Source organism: Bradyrhizobium sp. USDA 3650 (genome assembly GCF_054057395.1).
Window position 1 is genome coordinate 3022823 of sequence record NZ_JBSRZG010000001.1, and the last position, 19283, is coordinate 3042105.

Below are 19283 nucleotides of genomic sequence, written 5' to 3' on the forward strand. Positions count from 1 at the left end.
GCTTACGCGATCGCGACGGACGTTGTTCGCACCGCGTCCTTTGATGCGTACTTTTTCGTCCAAAGCAGGCCGTCACACCACACGTGATCGACGCGTCCCCACTGGCACGCGGCGGCAGCATCCGGGAAAAAGCCGCGTCCATGCAAATTGGCGCTGGTATTGCAAAGCAGCGGAATGGCTGTGAGCTTCTCGTACGCGATGAGAAGCTCGACCACTTTATGCTGAGATGTTCTGGAAACTGTCTGTAGGCGAGCAGATCCATCGAGATGCACGACGGCGGGAATTTTGTCCCGCCATTCCGGTCGCGTCTGGTGATCGAACAGCATGTACGGATCGGGTACTCCAGGGCTAAAAATCTCCGCCGCACGATCCTCCAGGCATATCGGCGCTACCGGCCTGAAATGCTCTCGAAGCTTGACGTCGTTGAGATGGTCTTTCATTCCCTCCCAGCTCGCAGCCGCTAGAATGCTTCTGCCACCCAACGCACGTGGTCCGAGCTCGGCACGCCCGGCAAGGAAGATCACGGGCTTGTCACTCGCGAGGATTGCCGCAAGTTCGCCCATAGTGCAGGGCGCGCCGTCCCATCCGGGCGGGACTTCGCTGGGACGAACGGCCGGTCCACTGTAGACCGTCCATTCCAGAGCTCTAAAGCCTTGCTGTGCCGCCAGTGCACAGCAAGCAGCTCCGATCGCTGAGCCGCTGTCGTTCGGAAAGGGCGGCACCCACACGTCATCGAACAGGCCGGTCGCACGAAATGCACTATTCCACTTGATATTCAGGCCACAGCCGCCGGCTATGCAGAGGTTACGCACCCCCGCAAGATCCGGATGTCGCTGCACAACATCAGCAATTGTGCGAACCAGCAGGCGCTCTAGAAAGACGTGAAATGACGCAAGGATGTCTTCGGCCTGCTTGGCCTTCAATCGCAGTGCGCACGCATCGAAGAAGTCGTGCAGAGCTTCAAGTGGTGATAGTGAGCTGTTGATCTGTGCAAGCTTATGACAAGCGCCCTCAGCATCCTTGGCAAAGTGCGCCTGATAAAGCTCCTGAAACGTCGCAATAATCTCCTCGTCGGGAGCTCCCAGTGCGATATAGGCCATCAGCTTGCCGGCGATGCCGAGATCCCAGCTGGTCCGGTCTGCCCGCTTGTAAGGTCCAAAGTGATGTCCTGCCGTCGCATAGGCGTGGCCTATCATCGGAAACAGGCACTCGATGAACCGGATGCCGTGCGGCTCGACATAGTAGAGGCGCGGAAACATGCAGCCGTCCCACACCAAGCAGAAAGCAGATTGTGCGGATTTGGCAAACGAGCTGGTGCAGTATGCGGATGCTACGTGCCCGCTGACATGGGGATAGCTTTGATAGGGATATAGTTTCCCATCAAGCATAAGGCCGATGCGATCGCGGGACGCGAGGGGGCTATCGCCTTGGGGTTCGATATACGGCGCGCCCTTGAGCTTGACGGTCGTCGTCCCACTAAGAACTTCAAACTGGGATTCGAACTCTCCATCCCAACCATCAATGACGAACTGATCGACATCGCTCGGATCGAGCCCGTGCTCCGCCAAGGCGCTAACAACGGAATCCAGGTTGTCGATGGTTTGATAACGCGGATTATTGTTCAGCTTCTCCTGCTCGACGCAGAACACCACTCGCCCGTCCTCAATCAGAGCGACGGCCCCGTCATGCGTCAACTTGATACCGCAGATACGCATAGTGGCTCCTCTCAGCCTCGGCCGTTGGGTGGGATCGAAGATGGCTCCGGATTCCGAAAGCGGACCAACAGGCAGTCTTCGTCAGCCGACTGCCCCTGGCACTGCACGCGTTCGACCTCAATGAGAGCTTCAGTCAAGATCGTGATGACCGTCTCGGCGCCAGCGACATGCCCCCATCGCTTGCAGGTCGCATCACGTGCAGATCCGAAGACCAGATGCCCACCCGGAGCAAGCATCTTGACCATGTTGTCGACTGCAATACGCATTTGTGTCATGTCTTCGAGATAATAGAGAACTTCGGCGACCACGATCAGATCGAACAGCTCTGCGGCCGAGAACTGCAGAATGTCAGTCGCCGCCCAGCTGATATGCGACCACCTCTTGGTCCGCTGGACCGCGCGACCGATCGCTCGCGGCATAACATCGATGACCGTGAGCCGTTTGCAGTGAGGAGCAAGCTTCTCTGTAAACGCACCGGCCGCGCAGCCGATTTCGAGGCCATTTGAGACGGCGCTGTTCGACAGCGACAGCCGCAGCAATTGGGTGTGACGCTCACGTTCGAACGGATTGTCGTCGAGCCGCCACGGATCCTCATTAGACAGCTCCCGTTCCAACGATTGATATGTCTGATGCACGTTCACGACCTAATCTCCTACAAAGCTGCTTACTCAGTCTCGGCCGCAATGCCATCGGGCGCGATCAGCTGCGATGGAGCGCGCGAAAGACCTGCCTTGCGAATTGCGCCAGGCATTTCCAATCCGGGGTTAAGGCTTGGTCCAGTTGTCGCGTCTTCGGTCGAGGCCTTCGATTCATCAACGTCTGGCGATTTCGCTATTTTGCGCGAGAGCCAATCGCTGTTGCTTAAGGTACAGAGCGCATAGGCTTTCATCGGGAGCAGGAGGAAGATGTTGATCGGGGTGTGCAGCGAGAAGCCGAGAAATCGAAGCTCGCCGGCGCGCAGGGCGGCCACGCTGCATCGAATCAGGGTCATCGCGACGATGGTCAGACCGGTCCACCAGGGCACGGTGCCCGTGAGCGCGAGCTGAGCGAGCGCGGCAATCGATGAGATGGCGAGCAGCAGCGGGCCGAGGTTCTGTCCAATGACGTCCAGCGTGAGGTACCGGTCGAGGCTGGGCAGCAGGTGCAAACCGAGCAGGGTGTCGCGGTAGGTGCTGCGCGCCCAGCGGAGCTGTTGGCGCAGATACGGCAAGAGCGTGTCCGGTACCACCGTGGCGGCGATGGCGTCCGGAACGTACTCCGTTCGGAACCCTGCCTTGAGCATGAGGATGGTCAGATGACGGTCCTCCCCGAAGTCGCTGGGTTTTCCCCGGAAGAACTGCGTCTCGTATTGCTCGAGCAGCAACAGCAGCGCGGAGCGCCGGTACATGGCGCACGGCCCACAGCAGCACATAACGGCACCAAACCGCGTCTGCGCCGCGCGCTCCTCGTTGCAAGCCAACCAGTACTCCATGTCGATCAATCGGGTCAGCCAGCTGTCGTTTCGGTTGCTGGCCTTCAATTGGCCCATGGCCGCGCCGACGGCTGGGTCCTGCATCTTGCGCACGAGCTTGCTGACCACGTCGCTGTCGATTTCCGTGTCGGAATCGACGTTGAGCACGAGATCGCCGAATGAGCGGCGAATCGCTGCGATCTGCGCCTTGCGTTTTCCAACATTGCTTGGCAGCAGAATGATGGTGAATCTCGGGTCATACGCGTAGCTCGCGTGGACCGCGGCCACTGCGCCGACATTTGCCGAGCCGTCGTCGACCACGTAGACCTGCAATCGCCCTGGGTAATCCTGACTTGCGATAGACTTCAGGCAGGCCGCCAGCGTGCGCGGGTCCTCGTTGAAGCAGGGCACGATGACATCGACGCTGGGCAGAGCATCGGCATCGACCCGGTGGTACGGCGGCAGTGGAGCGTCGCTTCGCAGCGCATAAAGCGCCTGCGCGCTCTTGTGGACGCTGGAGAGCAACGCGTAGGAGGCAACAGCAGCGGTGCTGATGGTGGCAAGCAGGCTCATGGGAATCGATCTATTCAGTGAGGTTGAGGAAGCGACCGGATTGCAAATCCACGGTCATGCAGTGCTGGAATGAGTTGGGCGAGCGCCGTCACGGTCTGGTCGCGCCGACCAGCATGAGGGCAGCGTCCCAACTCGTCGGGAGGGCATCCGTCGTGCAGGAGCACGATTGCGCCCGGCTGGACCGAGGCCAGCACCGCGGCAACAATCGCCTCGACGCCCGGACGCGACCAGTCTTGCGGGTCGACTGACCAGTGCAGGGCTGCCAGTTCGGCCTTCGCCGACACGGCGAAGGCCTCCTTGCTCCAGATCCCGTACGGCGCACGCATGTGCCGCAAAGAGGCCCCGGGGCAGGCCATTCCAATGACCTTATTCGTCGTGAGGATCTCGTATTCCACCTCATCGGCGATGCATTTGGCCAAGTCCGGGTGCGTCATTGTGTGGTTTGCGACCTCGTGCCCTTCTGCAATGATGCGCTGGATCAGCTGTGGCTGGGCCGCCGCGTATGCACCGATCACGCAGAAGGTGGCGGGCGTCCGATGCTGCGCCAGAACATCCAGGATAGCCGGCGTGCAAAGCGGGTTGGGACCATCATCAAAGCTCAGATAGACGCAAGGCTCTCCGCCGGCATCGGCGTAGTCGCTCCGCGCTTCAGTCGCGTCGTTTGTGGACCTCACAGTTCTGGCCCGTTCCGTTCGATCGTGTCACCCGCCGGCCATTCGCTCATGGGTCTCGCAATCGGCAGAACGAGGCCGACCACGTCCTCCACACGCGTCGGAGGCACAGTGAGGTAGATGTCCGGACGAGCGGACCGGACACGGAGCCCTGGCAGAACAGTCGCCAATCCCTGTCGCCCGAGCAGCCTGGTAATATGTTTCTGCAGGGCAGCTCGGACTGTGCCAAAGCCGAACGGCACGCCAAGATCTCGCAATACGGGATACATCACTCGGATCGAGTGGGTTATTCCAAGCCCCTCCAGATCCGGGCGAACCCCGTACAATCCGAGTTCAGCCACGAGCAGGTCGGTCTGACCAATTTTTATGAAGCGGCGTAGTGCCGCGATGTGAATCGCAACGCCACGATCATCGTAGCCGATTGCCCGAATTTCAGGCCTTGCGCCGGCCCAGCTTCGATGACCTTCAAAGGGCTTTGCATTGAATTCCCCGGTCGGACCATAGGTCTTCCGGAAGAAGTCGGATAATTCAATATGGTCAGCAAGTTCAAGGTCATTCTCCCAGCACAACCTCCAACGGACTGGAGGGCGCGCCGAAACACCTCGTGTGGATTCGGGCACGATCATGTTCATAGGGCGTCATTCCTGTTCGCTATCTGGCTCCTGACGCAGGCCAGCAGTTCGCTACCTTCGAAAGGCTTGCTCATGAACTGGAGTCCAGGGCCTCGCCTCACATCGTGTTCGGAGTGGCCTGTGAGCAGAATAGTGGGACTCGCGCCTCCGGATGCAACCAGATGATCGAAGAGCTCGAGGCCACTCATCGCGCTCGAGTGCAGGTCCGCGCTCAAGCACGACGTGATCGAACGGCGGTCTGATTTCGAGAACCCCTCTGCGCTCGCGAATGGTTCAGGCACGTAACCTGCGGAAAACACCATATCCGTCAGATCTTCACGCACTGACTGATCTGCATTCCTAATCGCGACCACATCGCGCGTGTGCGCAACTTTCATCAGATTCGCCAAGGACGCCTTCGCTTGCATGTTCCGCACGATTTCACCGTCGCAAGGACGCAATCCAATCGGATGCGACCAAGGCACATTTGGCACCCGCAACCGGAGGGGTGCGACCGGACGGCAATCTACGGCGTGGTTGAGGGTTCGCTCAATTCTACGGCGGTACACGGTGGATATAGAATGGGTTGGCGAAGCCATACGATGGTTTGCTCGTCGTATACGCCCACGCAACTTTGCGGATTCCGATCGTGCTAGCTCACCGGAATATGGCTTGCGCAACACGCGCGAAACTGCGACCGCTCGATCGAGACGTCTTGATTGACACCTAGCGCTGGGCTGAGACGCGCAACGATTTGTAACCATTCTGATGGATCTGACATCTCGCTAAACTATCGTTTGCTATCCTCATTCGGTACAAATGGTAAAATCGATTATATCGATAGAACACATTCACAGCGTGGATCGCTCCGGATTATGCGTTTCAAGGGCCTTGATCTGAATCTCCTCGTCGCGTTCGACGCCCTGGTGACGCAAGGCAATCTCACTACGGCGGCAAGAAGCATCAACCTCAGTCAACCTGCCATGAGTGCCGCCGTCGCGCGGCTTCGCACTTACTTTCGCGATGAGCTATTCACCATGAAAGGACGGAAGCTTGTCCCAACGCCGCGGGCTGAAGCGCTCGCAGCGCCGATTCGCGAGGCTCTCGCTCACATTCAGCACTCCATTATTTCTCCAGACGGCTTCGATCCGTCTCAATCGAATCGACGATTTAGGATCATCCTGTCCGACTTCATGACTGTCGTGTTTCTTCGAGGGGTCGTGGACCGCGTCGCGCGGGAAGCACCAACAATCAGCTTCGAGTTGCTGCCGCCCGCAGAGGAACCTGATGAGCTTCTCCGGCGCGGTGAAGTCGATTTTCTCATGTATCCGCAGATGTTCATGTCGAGCGCGCATCCGAAGGCGGCTCTGTTCGAGGACACTTTCGTCTGCGTGGGCTGCCCCATGAACAAGCAGCTCGCTTCGCGTCTCACGTTCGAGAAATACATCTCGATCGGGCACGTGGAAGCCCAGTTCGGGCGCTCCCTGAGGCCCTCCTTCCACGAATGGCTCTTGCTCGAGCATGGTTTCAAGATACGCACCGAGGTCGCGGTGCAGGGTTTTGGCATGATTCCGCCTATGTTATTGGGCACCAACCGTATAGCGAGCATGCCCTCAAGATTGGTCAGCCATTTCGCACAGACGATGCCGCTGCGGGTTGTCGAACCTCCCCTGCGACTTCTCACATTCACAGAGGCCGTCCAATGGCCCGCCATTCATAATACTGATCCTGCAAGCATGTGGTTGCGCAACATATTCTTGCAGCAGGCATCCACGATGGTCTCTCCGTCCGAGATCAGCCAATGTCACGGCCCGTCCTAGGACTGTTCGGGCCGGTTGCGGCCTGCTCCCGCTAACCGGACTTACGCCAAGCCGAAGCCCCCCGGTCCTCTGATTGACGTTTGGCATAGTGAAAAAAGCGCGCTTAAGCGTAGTTTGGTCGGGCCGCAGCCGATTGACTCGCGGTGCCGTGACGATCCTGCGCATCACACAGCTCGCTTGGCGGCTAAGGACTTTCCGCTGATTCGGACGGGACCGCATCACAGGTGCATGCGCCAGCTTCAGAGTACGCAAAAATTATGTGGCCTGTCCGGCGAACAATGTTCGGCCTCAGCACCAAGCTCGCTTGAATCGCACGCCGCGTCAGGTTCAAGGCCAGCACCTGCGATCGAAGTTGCAGGCTTCACCTGGTAGCGAACCCGCATCGCTGTTTGCCTTAACTGGTGGATCTCATTGCCTTCAACAGCGATGGAGTTAGTCCCGAAGCGCGCCACTGGATACAAATGGCTGATGAACCGGCAGAGGCGCTTCGTGCTCGTTCCGGTCGAATCAACATGAAAGCTGAACGCAAACGCCGCCCACGATCGCGCACCCCAAAGCCAACCGCCAGCCGCGCAAACCCGGATGGGCGGGGCAGACTGCGTCTCTTTGCACAATGTCACAATGGAAATTCGGAACACTTCCTCTCTCGAGGGCGCTTATCTTCCTCTCGATGCGCGCGATGCCGCGTGATCGAGTGCAACTGCAAGCTTGCAGACCGCAGGATCAACCCGGATCAAGTGACATCAGCTGGCGGCACTTTTCCGGCTGCGCGCGTGTTGCGGTGAGGAGTGTTCATGATGAGAGGACCGCAACTGTGCCAAGGTGCGGCCGCGTAAGCGCTCGCCGCTCCCACTCGCCAAGCCTGCTCCTCCTCCAGCTTTCGATCATTTCGGCCGACATCCCCAGCCAAATCGGATGATCGGTGCCGGGTCCTTCTTTCCGGTGTCGCGACAATCGCGTTTTTCGAAAGATCGCGGCGTGACTCACACCGCGCCACCGCCGTCCATCTCGAGCTGCTGCCTCGCACCGCTGACCCCGAAGGGCTCCTTTGCTGCGGCAAGATGATTTGCCTATCTTACCCGAAGCATCTATGTCCCAGCGCGCATGCCAAAGCGATACTGTTAGAGGCTGGAATTGAGGTGTGAGCGGTCGCACGAGCAAGCCAATACCGTGACAGCTCGCCGTCGAGTCTTATGTTCGATGGGATCCTTACGGCGAATCCGCCAGACACTGCCCCCCGATCTGGGAGTCGCTTTGACTTGAGCACTGTCTAAAGACACGCATTAAACTCCTCCACCAAGCTACATCATCTCTGCTTTGCTATTGCGGACCCGTATAGCGAGGCTACCAAAGGCTTGCCAAGTGATTCTGCAAAGGCAGTGTCGCTAGGGATCCTTGCACTTCGGTTGGATTACATCTGCCGAGGGCCGTCCGATGTACTGCGCTCCGCGACACCGAGCCGGCGCACGCCTAAACACGCAAGTTATGGCTGTATTAGTTATGCCAAGGCTTCCCCGGGCGTGAGCGCGCGGCACTTGGGGCGGCCGTAGACGCGTTTTGAGTGCCGCCACATGCAACGGATATGGCACGATTGTTCGAGACCCGGTCCTTAAATTGGGAGCAACGTTTTGCCAGGCGCTTCAGATGCGCCTGTATTGAGGTGATGTCTTCAGGACTGGTCTTGAGCTCCGCCTTCCCTCATTCTCCCGACGTTTACGGCGGCGGACCTGCGCCGTTGAAGAGCAGCCATCATCTTCCGGCACTCAAAACCTGGGCAGCGATCACGCGAGCGACGCCTTTGAACCCACAGTACCACAACAGGACTAGCGGACGATCGAAAAAGCTGTTAGGCGCCAAGCCCGCCACCGCGCCACGACTGGTGGTGCGACTGATCCGCGATGATCAACCCAATCAACCGCACCGCGCGCCGAGGTGATAGACGTCACGGCAAGGATTGCGACTGAAAGAGAGCCATCCGATGAGATCAGTGCTGTGTCTGGGTTCGCCGTTTCGGGAGGCCGTGTCTCAGCGGCTGTCACGCACATGCTTTCGCTTTCCTGATGATCAGGCCGCAGAATAGCCACCGCTGCTGCAGGATTAGGAGACATTGCACACTTTGGGTTAGCGCACCGTCGGGCAGAGGAAGCAAACGCCATGTTGCACAACGGCATCACGTGGACGCACCTGTCACATTCTTTCACGCACGTCGCCGCTCCGTCTCCTTTTTGCCCCACCACAGCCAAACGGCTTCGTCACGTGCGGCACGAGTGCAATCACCAAAGGAGGTTTCTGTTGGAAACGCCGAGCGGAGTCTACGATCCGGATGATCTCGCGAGCTTGGGAAGGCTGTTCGATCAAGCGATCGCGTCTTTACCGTCATGCATGCGAACCAGCGAGAATCGCGTGGCGATCGCCAGACTGGTGATGCAACGCGCAGCGAGGGACGAATTGGCGTCGCTCGCGTACTTGATGCTTGCACTTGTCTCGGCCGCTTGAGCACCGGCATGCACTCTAACCTTCTGGGGCCCGCAGCAAGAGACGCATCATCTAGATCATTGAAATAACTTGATTCTCACGTGACGTCAGGTTGTAGGCTTGCAAATTGAGGATCATGACAAACGCGATACCACGACGGCGCCGATGGCGCATTGGAGAACTTGCAGAGGCGACCGGTGTAACCGTACGCACTCTGCATCATTACGAACATACCGGGTTATTGACGGTGTCGGAACGTACTTGTGGCGGTCACCGCATGTACGATCGGGAAAGCCTACAACGCGTCTCCCAGATTCGCGCTCTACGTGAGCTCGGCTTCTCGCTTCCTGAGATCCGCAAGGCGATCGAGGGGCGGACATCTCTCACGGACCTGTTGCGAAACCATCTGGAGCGGATTGAGCTTCAAGTCGCGCGCGCGACGTTATTACGGGATCGATTGCGCACTATGACGACGCAAGGTGAGACAGAAGTCGGTGTCGACGAGCTGCCGGCGACGCTAGATGCCATGTCGCGGATTGAGGAGCGTACCCCCTCTGCCATCTGCACGTGCGCCTCTAACGCTAGCCGCGAAGATCGGTGGCGAAAGATTCGGGACGAGCTGCGAAGCTGCATGGACCAGGGTGAGCCTCCGTGCTGCGAGCGGGCAAATGCAATCGCGCGTCAGGCCCGTTCGCTGCTGACTGAGATCGCAGGAGTTGATTCGACTGTCTCGATGATACTTAAGGTGCTGACGCGATTGACCGAACCACACAATCTCGCCGGCTGGGATGCGAGCCTCATGCGATACCTCGATCTCGCCCTCGCCGCGCTGGAGGACCAGCTGGGAAAGAGTTGAGCGCACCCGTTGCGACGCCCTATTACTGAAATGTCTCGAAACCGGATGAGGTGATGGTGATCCTGTCTGACCGCGGATGGTTTGTCCCTAGCAGTCGCCTCGGACTCTGCGTTGTCGGTTGGGTCTTTCGCTCTTTCGCTCTGTCGATCTTGGCAATCAACCCCAACGAGCACGCTTCGAAGTACTTGACTCGTACGTAGCGTCACATTGTACCTTCTAAAGCATCGACGCTGCGACGGGCGACAGACAGAGCGCCGGTTAAACCGAGGGAGACTCCAATGATCGGCATTAGTTTCGGAAGTTCTCGGTGAGAGTTCTCGACGAGAACAAGTCGATGGATGGTCGTACGCGCCTTCCAAGCGCCTCCTCGGCACACGCCTGTCGAGCACGGGAGACTGGCGAATCTACCGGGTATCAGCAGAATGTTCGATATTGGTCCTGTCAGCCCCTAGACGACCGCTTCTCTTGACCCAGTGTCGGAACGTCTGCTCGTCCGTGCCCGCCCGAAGCTTATGGCCCAACCTGGCAACAACCTGAGCCTATTCGTACGCAACCTGAGTTCGATCCAAACATCATTGCGCCAGATTGTTGGCCGCCGCGTCATACCAGAATGGCGAAGCAGACCAAGTCGTCTCGCGAGACACCGGGATTCATATATGACGATCCTTCGCATTCACAGGCTTGCAGCTGCTGCGCTCCTTTCCGTGGCCCTGAGCTCGAGCGCCAGGGCAAAAGATGTTTACATTGCCATAGCGGGTTCGATGACGGGAAGCACTGCGGCGCTCGGCGCGCAGATACGCGATGGAGCGGCCGCAGCTGTGGATTCGATAAATGCTTCGGGTCTGCTGCCTGACACAAGGCTCATATTGAGAATCGCCGACGACGCATGCGATCCCAAGCAGGCTGTCGCTGTCGACAATCGCCTGACAACTGACGGAATCAAGCTCGTCGTTGGTCACTTCTGTTCATCGTCGTCGATTCCGGCTTCAGACATATACGCCGAAGCCGAGGTAATTCAGATTTCACCTGGGTCCACCAATCCCCGTCTGACAGAGCGTGGCCTAACGACCCTGTTTCGGATTTGCGGCCGCGATGACCAGCAAGGCAGAGTTGCCGCCGAATACATCGCGCGGCATCACCAAGGTGCAAAGCTCGCAGTCCTCGACGACAAGAGCACAGCAGGCAGGGGTATCGCCGATATCGTTGAATCGCGCCTTCGTGCAGCCGGCGAGCATCCCGTTCGACAAAGCTATGTTGCAGGCGAGAAGGATTATACCGCTCTCGTTTCGCGACTGAAGCGAGAGGGAATCCAGCTCGTCTATATCGGCGGCTATTACAACGAGATCGGCCTGATCGTGCGTCAAGCCGCGGAGGCGGGCGCACGTCTGACCGTGATCGCCAACGATCCGCTGATGACAACCGACTTTTGGGCCATTGCCGGCGAGGCCGCGAACGGCACGCTCTTTACCTTTATGCCGGACCCGACGAAGAATGCTGCAGGCGCAGCTGCTGTCGCCAAGCTCAAGGGTTCGGGCCTAACCGCCGCAGGTTACACGCTCTACGCTTATGCCGCGGTTCACGCATGGGCCGACTCCGTCAAACGGTCCGGCACCTTCGATGCTATGCGGGTCGCTGCGGCCCTCCGCTCCGAGTCAATCGACACGGCTATTGGCACTGTTAGATTCGACTCCAAGGGAGACAATGCCGCTCCTGGTTTCAGCGTTTACCGCTGGCGCGACAATACCGTCGAAGCGGTCGAGCAGAACTGACCGCCCGTGCCAACACCGTACGGAGCGTTCGAATGATGAACCATCCTCGATATATCGATTACGCGCTGCTCACGTGCCTCGCAATCGCGGCAGTCGCAGCATTTCTCACCCTCGCAGCAATGCTATCACAGCTATCGTGCGCGCTCGCAGGGCCGCCCGAAGAGTACGTTCCCATTCGTCTGGTGCCACTGCAGTGAGCATGACATCCACATTCGTAAGGCCGACGAAGACCGGTGTCTTCTTCCAGCCAGTGAAATTGATGCCCGCCTCGCTCTCGGGAGTGAGCTGTCAGGACCTCTCTAGAACGAACGTACGTCGTGAAACGATGTCAGTCACGCGCAGTCCGTCTGCGGATTGCGCGAGTTCGAGCCAATCGTTAGCTGCGCTGTTCGGTCGAGGGACGTGGCCTTCCATCCCTTTCCTAGAAGCAGGTATTGGCTCGGAAAACGCCGTGCGACGCCTGATCCGTGCTGATCGCTTTCGGACCTTGAGACGGAGTCTGATCCGGTACGGCCCTTAGAGCCAAGTCCGCCTTCCAACACTCACATTCACGCGAGCCTCGCGCTTCTCGGGTCCGAACAAAGCGCACGCACCCACGTAGGCTCGCCGAACGCCCTCAACTACTCTCGTGGACAAAAAGGGGAGACACCACTTTGGATGCAAAGTTGCAGACTATGCTTTCCGCGCTCTCACCGGTGGCTCGGGAATTGAATGCTCTACCGTCCGGGCGGCCCACCACCGACAACAATTGCGTGAAACTAAACACGAACGAGAACCCCTTTCCTTTGCCAGGCGTCGTGATGCGAAGCGCAATTGCAGCTCTCGAGCTGCAATACCGCTATCCAGAAGACGACAATGTCAGCTTGAGGCAAGCGGCCGCAGCTGCCTATGGCATTGCAACTGATCGCGTGATGGCTGGCAATGGATCGTCTGAACTGCTCAGCCTCATTTACAGAGCCTTTCTTGCCCCGGGCGACGAGGTCGCAATGATGTCGCCGGGTTTTTCCTTCAATCGCAAGCTTGCCATGTTGCAAGGGGCCCGCTTCATTGAAATTCCCTGGTCTGAACCTGGCTGCTTGCCCATGGATGAGCTGCTGTTCGGGGCGGCTAAAGATGCCAAATTCATTCTAGTGGCCAACCCAAACAATCCGACCGGAACCTTTGTTCCGCTCGCCGAGATCGAACGCCTCGTAATACGATCCGACCAATTGATCGTATTGGACGAAGCTTATGTCGATTTCGCACCTGAGGACGGCCTACGCCTTGTTGAGCGCCATTCGAATCTTCTGGTGCTGCGGACGTTTTCCAAGAGTCATTCCACCGCTGGCATTCGCGTCGGCTTCGGTTTCGGCCATCCCGAGCTGATTGGGCGGCTTCGGAACATCCAGAATGTATTCAACATGAATGTGGTCGCGCAGGCAGTGGGCATGAGCGTCCTTGCGCATCGCGATGCCTACGAGCAGAACCATCGCCACGTCAGGCTTGAGCGCCAGCGCGTAACCGCCGCCCTCTCTGAATTTGGGTTCTCTGTAACGCCTTCCCACGCGAACTTCCTCCTCGCCCGTGTGCCGGTAGGCCAGGGCGGCAGATGGTGGCAGGCGGCGTTGCAAGACCAGAGAGTCCTTGTTGCCTTCTTTCCGGATGCCGGCCTGGAAGAGTGCATTCGGGTTAGCATCGGTACAAAGCGCCAGATGGATGCGTTTCTTGCAGCCGTCGGCAGCATTCTTAGGAAAGTGGGATGTCGTGGCTAGTGGTCCCTTCCACTCATGTCATAGATCTCCGTCGCAATCGATCCGGACCCACACCTGATGCAGCTTCGCGACGCAGCGCTGAGTCAGTTTTTCTCCAGTCGCCGCACTACGACCAGTTGTGAACGGCTCCGCAGTAACACAGCGCATTGCCAGCGAGCGCCTTTTGCACTCCCGAAACCCGGCGGATTCCCGTCCTCTCTTTATAGGAGATAACTGAGTGAGAAACGTTGTTCCCTCAAACCTGACCTGCGGGATCTTTGATCATCTTGACGAGAACGGCCGCGATATCACCCGGCAATACGCTGACCGCCTTACCCTGGCGGAGGCCTACGACCGGCTCGGTTTCTATGCCTATCATCTGGCGGAGCATCATTGCACTCCGCATGGACTGGGTCCGTCGCCGAACTTGTTTCTGTCAAGCGTCATACAACGCACACGGCGACTTCGCGTCGGTCCTTTAGTCATGCTGCTCAACCTCTATCACCCGCTGCGTGCATTCGAGGAGATCTGCATGTTGGATCACCTGAGCGGCGGCAGGGTTGAGGTCGGCCTTGGTCGCGGCTCTCTGCCGATCGAACTGAGCTATTTTGGCGTTGGAGCCGATGTCGCCTCGAGCCGTTACGAGGAAGCTTCCCAAATCTTCGTTGGCGCGATGAATGGCGGCCCGCTCTCATACGAAGGGCAGCATTTTGCGCTGAGCGACGTCCCTTTGACGCTTTCACCTCACCAGCGTCCTTGTCCCCCGACATGGATTGCAACAAATCGGCCGGACTCCGCCCGCTGGGCGGCGGCAAATGGCGCCAATCTTGCGTGCATGGGCCCCTCTGCTGCCGTTCGCAAGATAACCGATGTCTATCGCGCTAATCGAAACCTTAAGGGTGACGCCAACAGCTCAGCGCCATTTCTCGCATTGCTCCGCATGGTCGTGATTGCCAGCTCTGAAGCAGCGGCCCATTCCCTAGCCGCGCCTGCCTACGAAACATGGCTCAAAAGCTTTAAGTTCCTGTACGAGCTCAATGACATCCCGCCTCCGTCCAACCTGCCCCTGACCTTGGATGCTGCAATTGAGAGTGAACTGTGCGTTGTCGGAACGCGCGCTTCCGTGCGCCAAACTCTTCTCGATCACGTCGAAGAGGCAGGCGTCAACTATCTCCTTTGCCAGCTCGCCTTCGGATCTCTGCCACTGGAGGCCTGCCTCAACACCGCAACTGCGATTCACTCCGAGCTCATAGCGGCGGAGCGCAGGCTATGACCCAACAGCGATTCCAATAAGTTCGCCCTTGACCTGACAATAAATGGTTATAGCGACGCCGATGAGCACCGCAGCCGAATGGTTCGGTCAGCCGCTCCTATCGTTCAAATGGCTTTTACGTGCACGCGCCCCCTTTCGGCTGCATCAGCAAACAGAACGCTTAACAACAATAAATCGCCTATCGCTCATTTCGCCTGGGTTGAGATTGTCCGAGCATTGGTTTGTCTGGACAGGTGAGTTTGCTCACGCCGATCCCGCTTTGGCCCGCCTGCTCGTCGATTGCATTCCAGACCAATCCAAGGTGTGGCTTATCACCCGAGCGGGCCTATCGTGACGCAGTGCCGGCGGCGCTCCGACCGGACGGAGGAGATCGCGCGTAAGCTCGAGATCGTGCTGGCGGAGCTGGCTTCGCTGCGCATTCTGCTGGCTGCGCACGGCATTGGCGCCCCTCCACCTCTCCATGAGGACTACCTCACCGTTCAGCGGTTCGCAGCGATGAATCACATAAGCCCCGAAGCCGTGCTCTCGCGAATCCGCCGCGGCAGGCTGCGCGCGGAGAAACGCGGGGGCCGCTGGTGGGTGAAATGCACGGTTTGCACAGCATAGCCGTGCAGTGACGGGGACAGTAAGACAGACGAAATGAATCAATCCGAGATAGGGGATCCTGCACATGGAACTGGTCTGTGCGTTTAAGTTGCTCGCTTCCTGGGCTCGACCAGACGGCCGGTGGAGAATCAATAAATTGATCGAACTCAGCGTGGCGCACGACCAACACACACCCTCGCAAGATCATGAGCCTCGATCTCGGTCCAGCCACGGAATCGCAAAACGCGTGGGCGCTCCGAGCACCAGGATATCGGATCACCAGCTTTGCGTGAGATCACTCGGCGGATTCGACCTCGTCAACAGAGCGATCGGAGTGAACAAGCGGAAGAGCACGGGCCCTTCAGTAGACATCCACCGTATGGCAAACCGAAAACGGCGAACACCCTCCATACCGGTTTTGGACGCCACCGCACGTACCCTGGGTTGCTGCCTAGGAGCACAGGAACAATAAACGCCTTGCTCGCAAATCGCAATCATTGCGAGTTCCCCTGAGCAACTCTTGAACATCCGTCTCGCGCCCGCTGGAGCGTAGCAGCGGAAACGTAAGCCCAGTCATTTGCCTGTTCGAGGTCACCTCGCGCGCGGGCGTTAAACGGGGACAGATCTGTTTCCGCTGGAAAGGTCGCCAGAATCTGGCTGGAGAAGGAGATCGTCTATGATGTCACCAAGACTGATGTCAGTCCTAGGATCGATGGTAGCAGTCGAGCGTATATTTTTCAAACTTCGAGAATTGATCGATGGCGACAGCTCAATCTTACCTGACCTTCGAGAGACGCTTCATGTGATTTTAGACGCGAAGCTTCTTTCCGCAAAAGATAAGATTATGAGCGACGCGCGCGCTGCGATCGACGCAACTCCTGATTTGCCGCAGGCAATCCGCGACCGAGCATACAACTCGCTGGACTTTGCAATGAAAATGTTCATGGCCAGCGAACCGCACCGCACGCAGGATCGCCTTAGCGAGGTCGGCATCTTGAGCGCCCATCGCAAGATGCATTGACGCATGCCCCCGCTCGTCGATCGCTTGCCGCGACAGCCATGGGCCAATTGAAGGCCAGCAACCGAAACGACAGCTGGCTGACCCGATTGATCAATATGGAGTACTGGTTGGCTTGCAACGAGGAGGGCGCTGCGCAGACGCGCTTTGGTGCCGTCATGTGCTGCTGCGGGCCATGTGCCATGTACCGCCGTGCCGCGCTCATGTTGCTGCTCGACCAATACGAGACGCAGTTCTTCCGGGGAAAGCCGAGCGACTTCGGTGAAGACCGTCATCTGACCATCCTCATGCTCAAGGCGGGGGTTCCGAACCGAGTACGTTCCGGACGCCATCGCCGCCACGGTGGTCCCGGACACGCTCTTGCCGTATCTGCGCCAACAGCTCCGCTGGGCACGCAGCACCTACCGCGACACGCTGCTCGGTTTGCACCTGCTGCCCGACCTCGACCGGACTCACGCTCGACGCGGTCGGACAGAACCTCGGGCCGCTGCTGCTCGCCGACTGCCGCGCTCGCTCAGCTTGCGCTCACGGGCACCGTTCCCTGGTGGACCGCTCTGGCCATCATCGCGATGACCATGATTCGATGCAGCGTAGCGGCCGTTCGGGCCGGCGAGCTTCGATTTCTCGGCTTCTCGCTGCACACCCCGATCAACATCTTCCTCCTGCTCCGATGAAAGCCTATGCGCTCTGTACCTTGAGCAACAGCGATTGGCTCTCCCGCAGACTACCACGTTCTGCCGACGAAGCTGGAACGAATGGCCAGCTTTTGTACCCCGTCCCCAGAACCGATAAACCGAAGGAGGTTGTTTTCAAGTCGTGCATTCAGCACCTCCAGAACCGGATTGCTCTCCAATTGGAGGTCGTGGCTGAACTCATCTGCCAGGGCAACTTCGCGCTCCAAGCGATCAAGCTGTTCGACGAACTCACAAACGAACTCGTCGCGACCAACCTGGAGTTGAGCGCGATAACCGCGGCTAGCGGCAGGAGCGTGGGCAGGCGAACAGCCCCAGAAGGAGACGGTGACCTCTTCTCTCCATAAGTCTTCCGCATTTTTGACAAAGATTTTCGACGAGACGAGCACGATTGCGACGCCGTCGCTGAGGAGTATTTTCAATTTACGACGGCATCTACGGCGCCTCGTCGCCCGTCGCGATCTGCACTGCGTGAAACGAGAGATGCAGAGCGCTCGCACGCCTCGGATTTGATCTCGCGTCAGGATCACACTCGCGCTGACCATGACCAATGGTTCCTGGCCGAGCTAGATTCCCTGAAGTAGCCTACCAAAACTGATAGTTTCGGCGGTGCGGCTTCCTTCCTAGAACTCCATCCGCGACCGGCAGTACAGCGGATGCATCATGAAGCCTGACGAACGCCTCGTCGAAGTCCTTGAAAATATCGCGTGTTTTGATGATGAGGCATGGGAGGTGTGGACACAGTGCCTCTCACCCACTGAGCGGCTGGCCTACATTCGCAAGCATCGCAGCCACTTCCGGTTTGCAGATTACGATGACGTGATAGCTGTTGTACGCGGTCGGCGGTTCACCGGTTGCTCATCGCAGCTCCTTCGATGGCGTCACAGGATACGAGCGAGGACGTTGCAAAACGCCTTGCTCTTCTCCATTGCGGTGTGGCTTGGCATCATCTGGCTTCTCGTGTGGTTTATCCGCTAGATCAGCAGCCCACTTCCACACGTACGCTAGCTTTGCCCGCATGCGACCGAACATTGGGGCGCAGTTGGAGATGACCTGAAAAGCCGCAACCTGACGCAGCGTTCGATAAGAATATTGCTTTAGGTGCAAATGTTGCGAAGCAGTTACAGCATTTCGCGCGGAGTTTGTTAAGACGCACGAGGCTGGGGCCCTCAAGGGATGAGAGTAGAAATGAAGAACTTGTTGCTTGCGACTGTAAGCATTGTGGTGCTCGGCGTGGCGACGCCCGCATTTGGTGCGGATCTGCCTGCGCGGCCCGTCCAGCCTCTCTAGACCAAAGCTCCGCAGCCTGTCGCGGCTGCGATCCACGACTGGAGCGGCTACTATATCGGCATGGACGGTGGTTTCCGCGCAAGCTCGAATGCTGGGATTTGAATGGCGGCACGCCTGAGGGCTGTCATGATGCGACCGGCGCAACTGTGGGTGCCCAGATCGGCTATCGATGGCAGATGGCCCAGATCGTCATTGGTGTTGAAGGGCAGGGAAACTGGGCTGATTTGCACGGCTCGAACGTCAGTGTCACGTTTTCGGACGTCAACCACACCAAGGTTGATGCGTTCGGTCTCGTCACGGGGCAGATCGGCTATGCCTTCGATAAGGTACTGCTTTATGCCAAAGGCGGCGGCGCAGTGACGAGCAACACCTATCAGATCAGCTCGAGCCTCACGGGCGCGCCGCATAGGAACGGCGAGCACGTTCTTTAGGGCGGCGCGTTGGGAGCCGGCATCGAGTACGGCTTCGCGCCGAACTGGTCGATTGGCTTCGAGCCCGATCATTCATTCAAGCAGCCCGCGGCGGTGAACTTCGCCGCGCCCGCCGATGGGACCGATCGCATCCGCCAGGAGTTCGATCTCATGACCGCACGGCTCAAGTATAAGTTCGGCGGTTCGATTCTTCTCAAGTGTTGATCTGTCGTTCGAACGGCGGATCGAAAGCCCCCGCCCTATGGGTCGGGGCTCTGCTGCACACGAGCCAGACACGCCTATGCAGTTCGCTAGGCCGCTTGCTGCATCATGCAAACCCGTTCT

At 58.4% G+C, this 19283-nt stretch carries 12 protein-coding genes and 2 pseudogenes; 9 read left to right on the forward strand and 5 right to left on the reverse strand.

The genetic code is table 11. The annotated features are described in order from the left end of the window. Positions 1–2: 2 nt before the first annotated feature. Genes nodU through ACVIN2_RS14065 form a run of 5 tightly spaced genes read right to left on the reverse strand, consistent with a single transcriptional unit; the run spans position 3 to position 5041 of the window. The gene (nodU, locus tag ACVIN2_RS14045) at positions 3–1715 is read right to left on the reverse strand and encodes a nodulation protein NodU (protein WP_456766036.1); all 1713 of its coding nucleotides are present in this window, start codon (positions 1713–1715) and stop codon (positions 3–5) included. An 11-nt stretch (positions 1716–1726) separates the two neighbouring features. Then, complete coding sequence (nodS, locus tag ACVIN2_RS14050) at positions 1727–2356, reverse strand: nodulation methyltransferase NodS (RefSeq protein ID WP_456766037.1); 630 nt, start codon at positions 2354–2356, stop codon at positions 1727–1729. A gap of 23 nt (positions 2357–2379) precedes the next feature. Further along, the gene (gene nodC, locus ACVIN2_RS14055; protein WP_456766038.1) at positions 2380–3738 is read right to left on the reverse strand and encodes a chitooligosaccharide synthase NodC; all 1359 of its coding nucleotides are present in this window, start codon (positions 3736–3738) and stop codon (positions 2380–2382) included. Positions 3739–3752: 14 nt separating this feature from the next. Further along, complete coding sequence (gene nodB / locus ACVIN2_RS14060; RefSeq protein WP_456766039.1) at positions 3753–4412, reverse strand: chitooligosaccharide deacetylase NodB; 660 nt, start codon at positions 4410–4412, stop codon at positions 3753–3755. Beyond that, the gene (locus ACVIN2_RS14065) at positions 4409–5041 is read right to left on the reverse strand and encodes a GNAT family protein (RefSeq protein ID WP_456766040.1); all 633 of its coding nucleotides are present in this window, start codon (positions 5039–5041) and stop codon (positions 4409–4411) included. The genes nodB and ACVIN2_RS14065 overlap by 4 nt, the downstream gene beginning before the upstream one ends. An 854-nt stretch (positions 5042–5895) precedes the next feature. On the opposite strand from ACVIN2_RS14065, the gene ACVIN2_RS14070 reads away from it, so the two are divergent. From ACVIN2_RS14070 to ACVIN2_RS14110, 9 genes and pseudogenes are all read left to right on the forward strand, one after another. Further along, a complete protein-coding gene (locus tag ACVIN2_RS14070; protein ID WP_007605762.1) occupies positions 5896–6840 on the forward strand; it encodes a LysR family transcriptional regulator in 945 nt (314 codons plus the stop codon). Between the two features lie 2611 nt (positions 6841–9451). Then, positions 9452–10171, forward strand: a complete 720-nt coding sequence (locus ACVIN2_RS14075) for a MerR family transcriptional regulator (protein WP_456766041.1) — start codon at positions 9452–9454, stop codon at positions 10169–10171. 656 nt (positions 10172–10827) lie between these two features. Then, positions 10828–11940, forward strand: coding sequence for a branched-chain amino acid ABC transporter substrate-binding protein (locus ACVIN2_RS14080; RefSeq protein ID WP_456766042.1), 1113 nt, complete (start codon positions 10828–10830; stop codon positions 11938–11940). Between the two features lie 674 nt (positions 11941–12614). Beyond that, positions 12615–13691, forward strand: a complete 1077-nt coding sequence (gene hisC, locus ACVIN2_RS14085; RefSeq protein ID WP_456769717.1) for a histidinol-phosphate transaminase — start codon at positions 12615–12617, stop codon at positions 13689–13691. Positions 13692–13908: 217 nt separating this feature from the next. After that, positions 13909–14943, forward strand: a complete 1035-nt coding sequence (locus tag ACVIN2_RS14090) for an LLM class flavin-dependent oxidoreductase (protein WP_456766043.1) — start codon at positions 13909–13911, stop codon at positions 14941–14943. 1261 nt (positions 14944–16204) lie between these two features. Beyond that, complete coding sequence (locus ACVIN2_RS14095) at positions 16205–16549, forward strand: hypothetical protein (RefSeq protein ID WP_456766044.1); 345 nt, start codon at positions 16205–16207, stop codon at positions 16547–16549. Positions 16550–16584: 35 nt separating this feature from the next. Then, a pseudogene (locus ACVIN2_RS14100) lies at positions 16585–17585 on the forward strand (glycosyltransferase family 2 protein); the annotation flags it as partial. Between the two features lie 316 nt (positions 17586–17901). Next, positions 17902–18216: a hypothetical protein gene (locus tag ACVIN2_RS14105; RefSeq protein WP_456766045.1), complete on the forward strand. Its 315-nt coding sequence runs from the start codon at positions 17902–17904 to the stop codon at positions 18214–18216. 210 nt (positions 18217–18426) lie between these two features. Then, a pseudogene (locus ACVIN2_RS14110) lies at positions 18427–19163 on the forward strand (outer membrane protein). The last annotated feature ends 120 nt before the right edge of the window (positions 19164–19283 follow it).

Coding starts and splice junctions, on each gene's coding strand:
- nodU (WP_456766036.1), bottom strand. CDS start 1,715: ATGCGTATCTGCGGTATCAAGTTGACGCATGACGGGGCCGTCGCTCTG.
- nodC (WP_456766038.1), bottom strand. CDS start 3,738: ATGAGCCTGCTTGCCACCATCAGCACCGCTGCTGTTGCCTCCTACGCG.
- ACVIN2_RS14065 (WP_456766040.1), bottom strand. CDS start 5,041: ATGAACATGATCGTGCCCGAATCCACACGAGGTGTTTCGGCGCGCCCT.
- ACVIN2_RS14070 (WP_007605762.1), top strand. CDS start 5,896: ATGCGTTTCAAGGGCCTTGATCTGAATCTCCTCGTCGCGTTCGACGCC.
- ACVIN2_RS14075 (WP_456766041.1), top strand. CDS start 9,452: ATGACAAACGCGATACCACGACGGCGCCGATGGCGCATTGGAGAACTT.
- ACVIN2_RS14080 (WP_456766042.1), top strand. CDS start 10,828: ATGACGATCCTTCGCATTCACAGGCTTGCAGCTGCTGCGCTCCTTTCC.
- hisC (WP_456769717.1), top strand. CDS start 12,615: ATGCTTTCCGCGCTCTCACCGGTGGCTCGGGAATTGAATGCTCTACCG.
- ACVIN2_RS14095 (WP_456766044.1), top strand. CDS start 16,205: ATGATGTCACCAAGACTGATGTCAGTCCTAGGATCGATGGTAGCAGTC.
- ACVIN2_RS14105 (WP_456766045.1), top strand. CDS start 17,902: ATGAAGCCTGACGAACGCCTCGTCGAAGTCCTTGAAAATATCGCGTGT.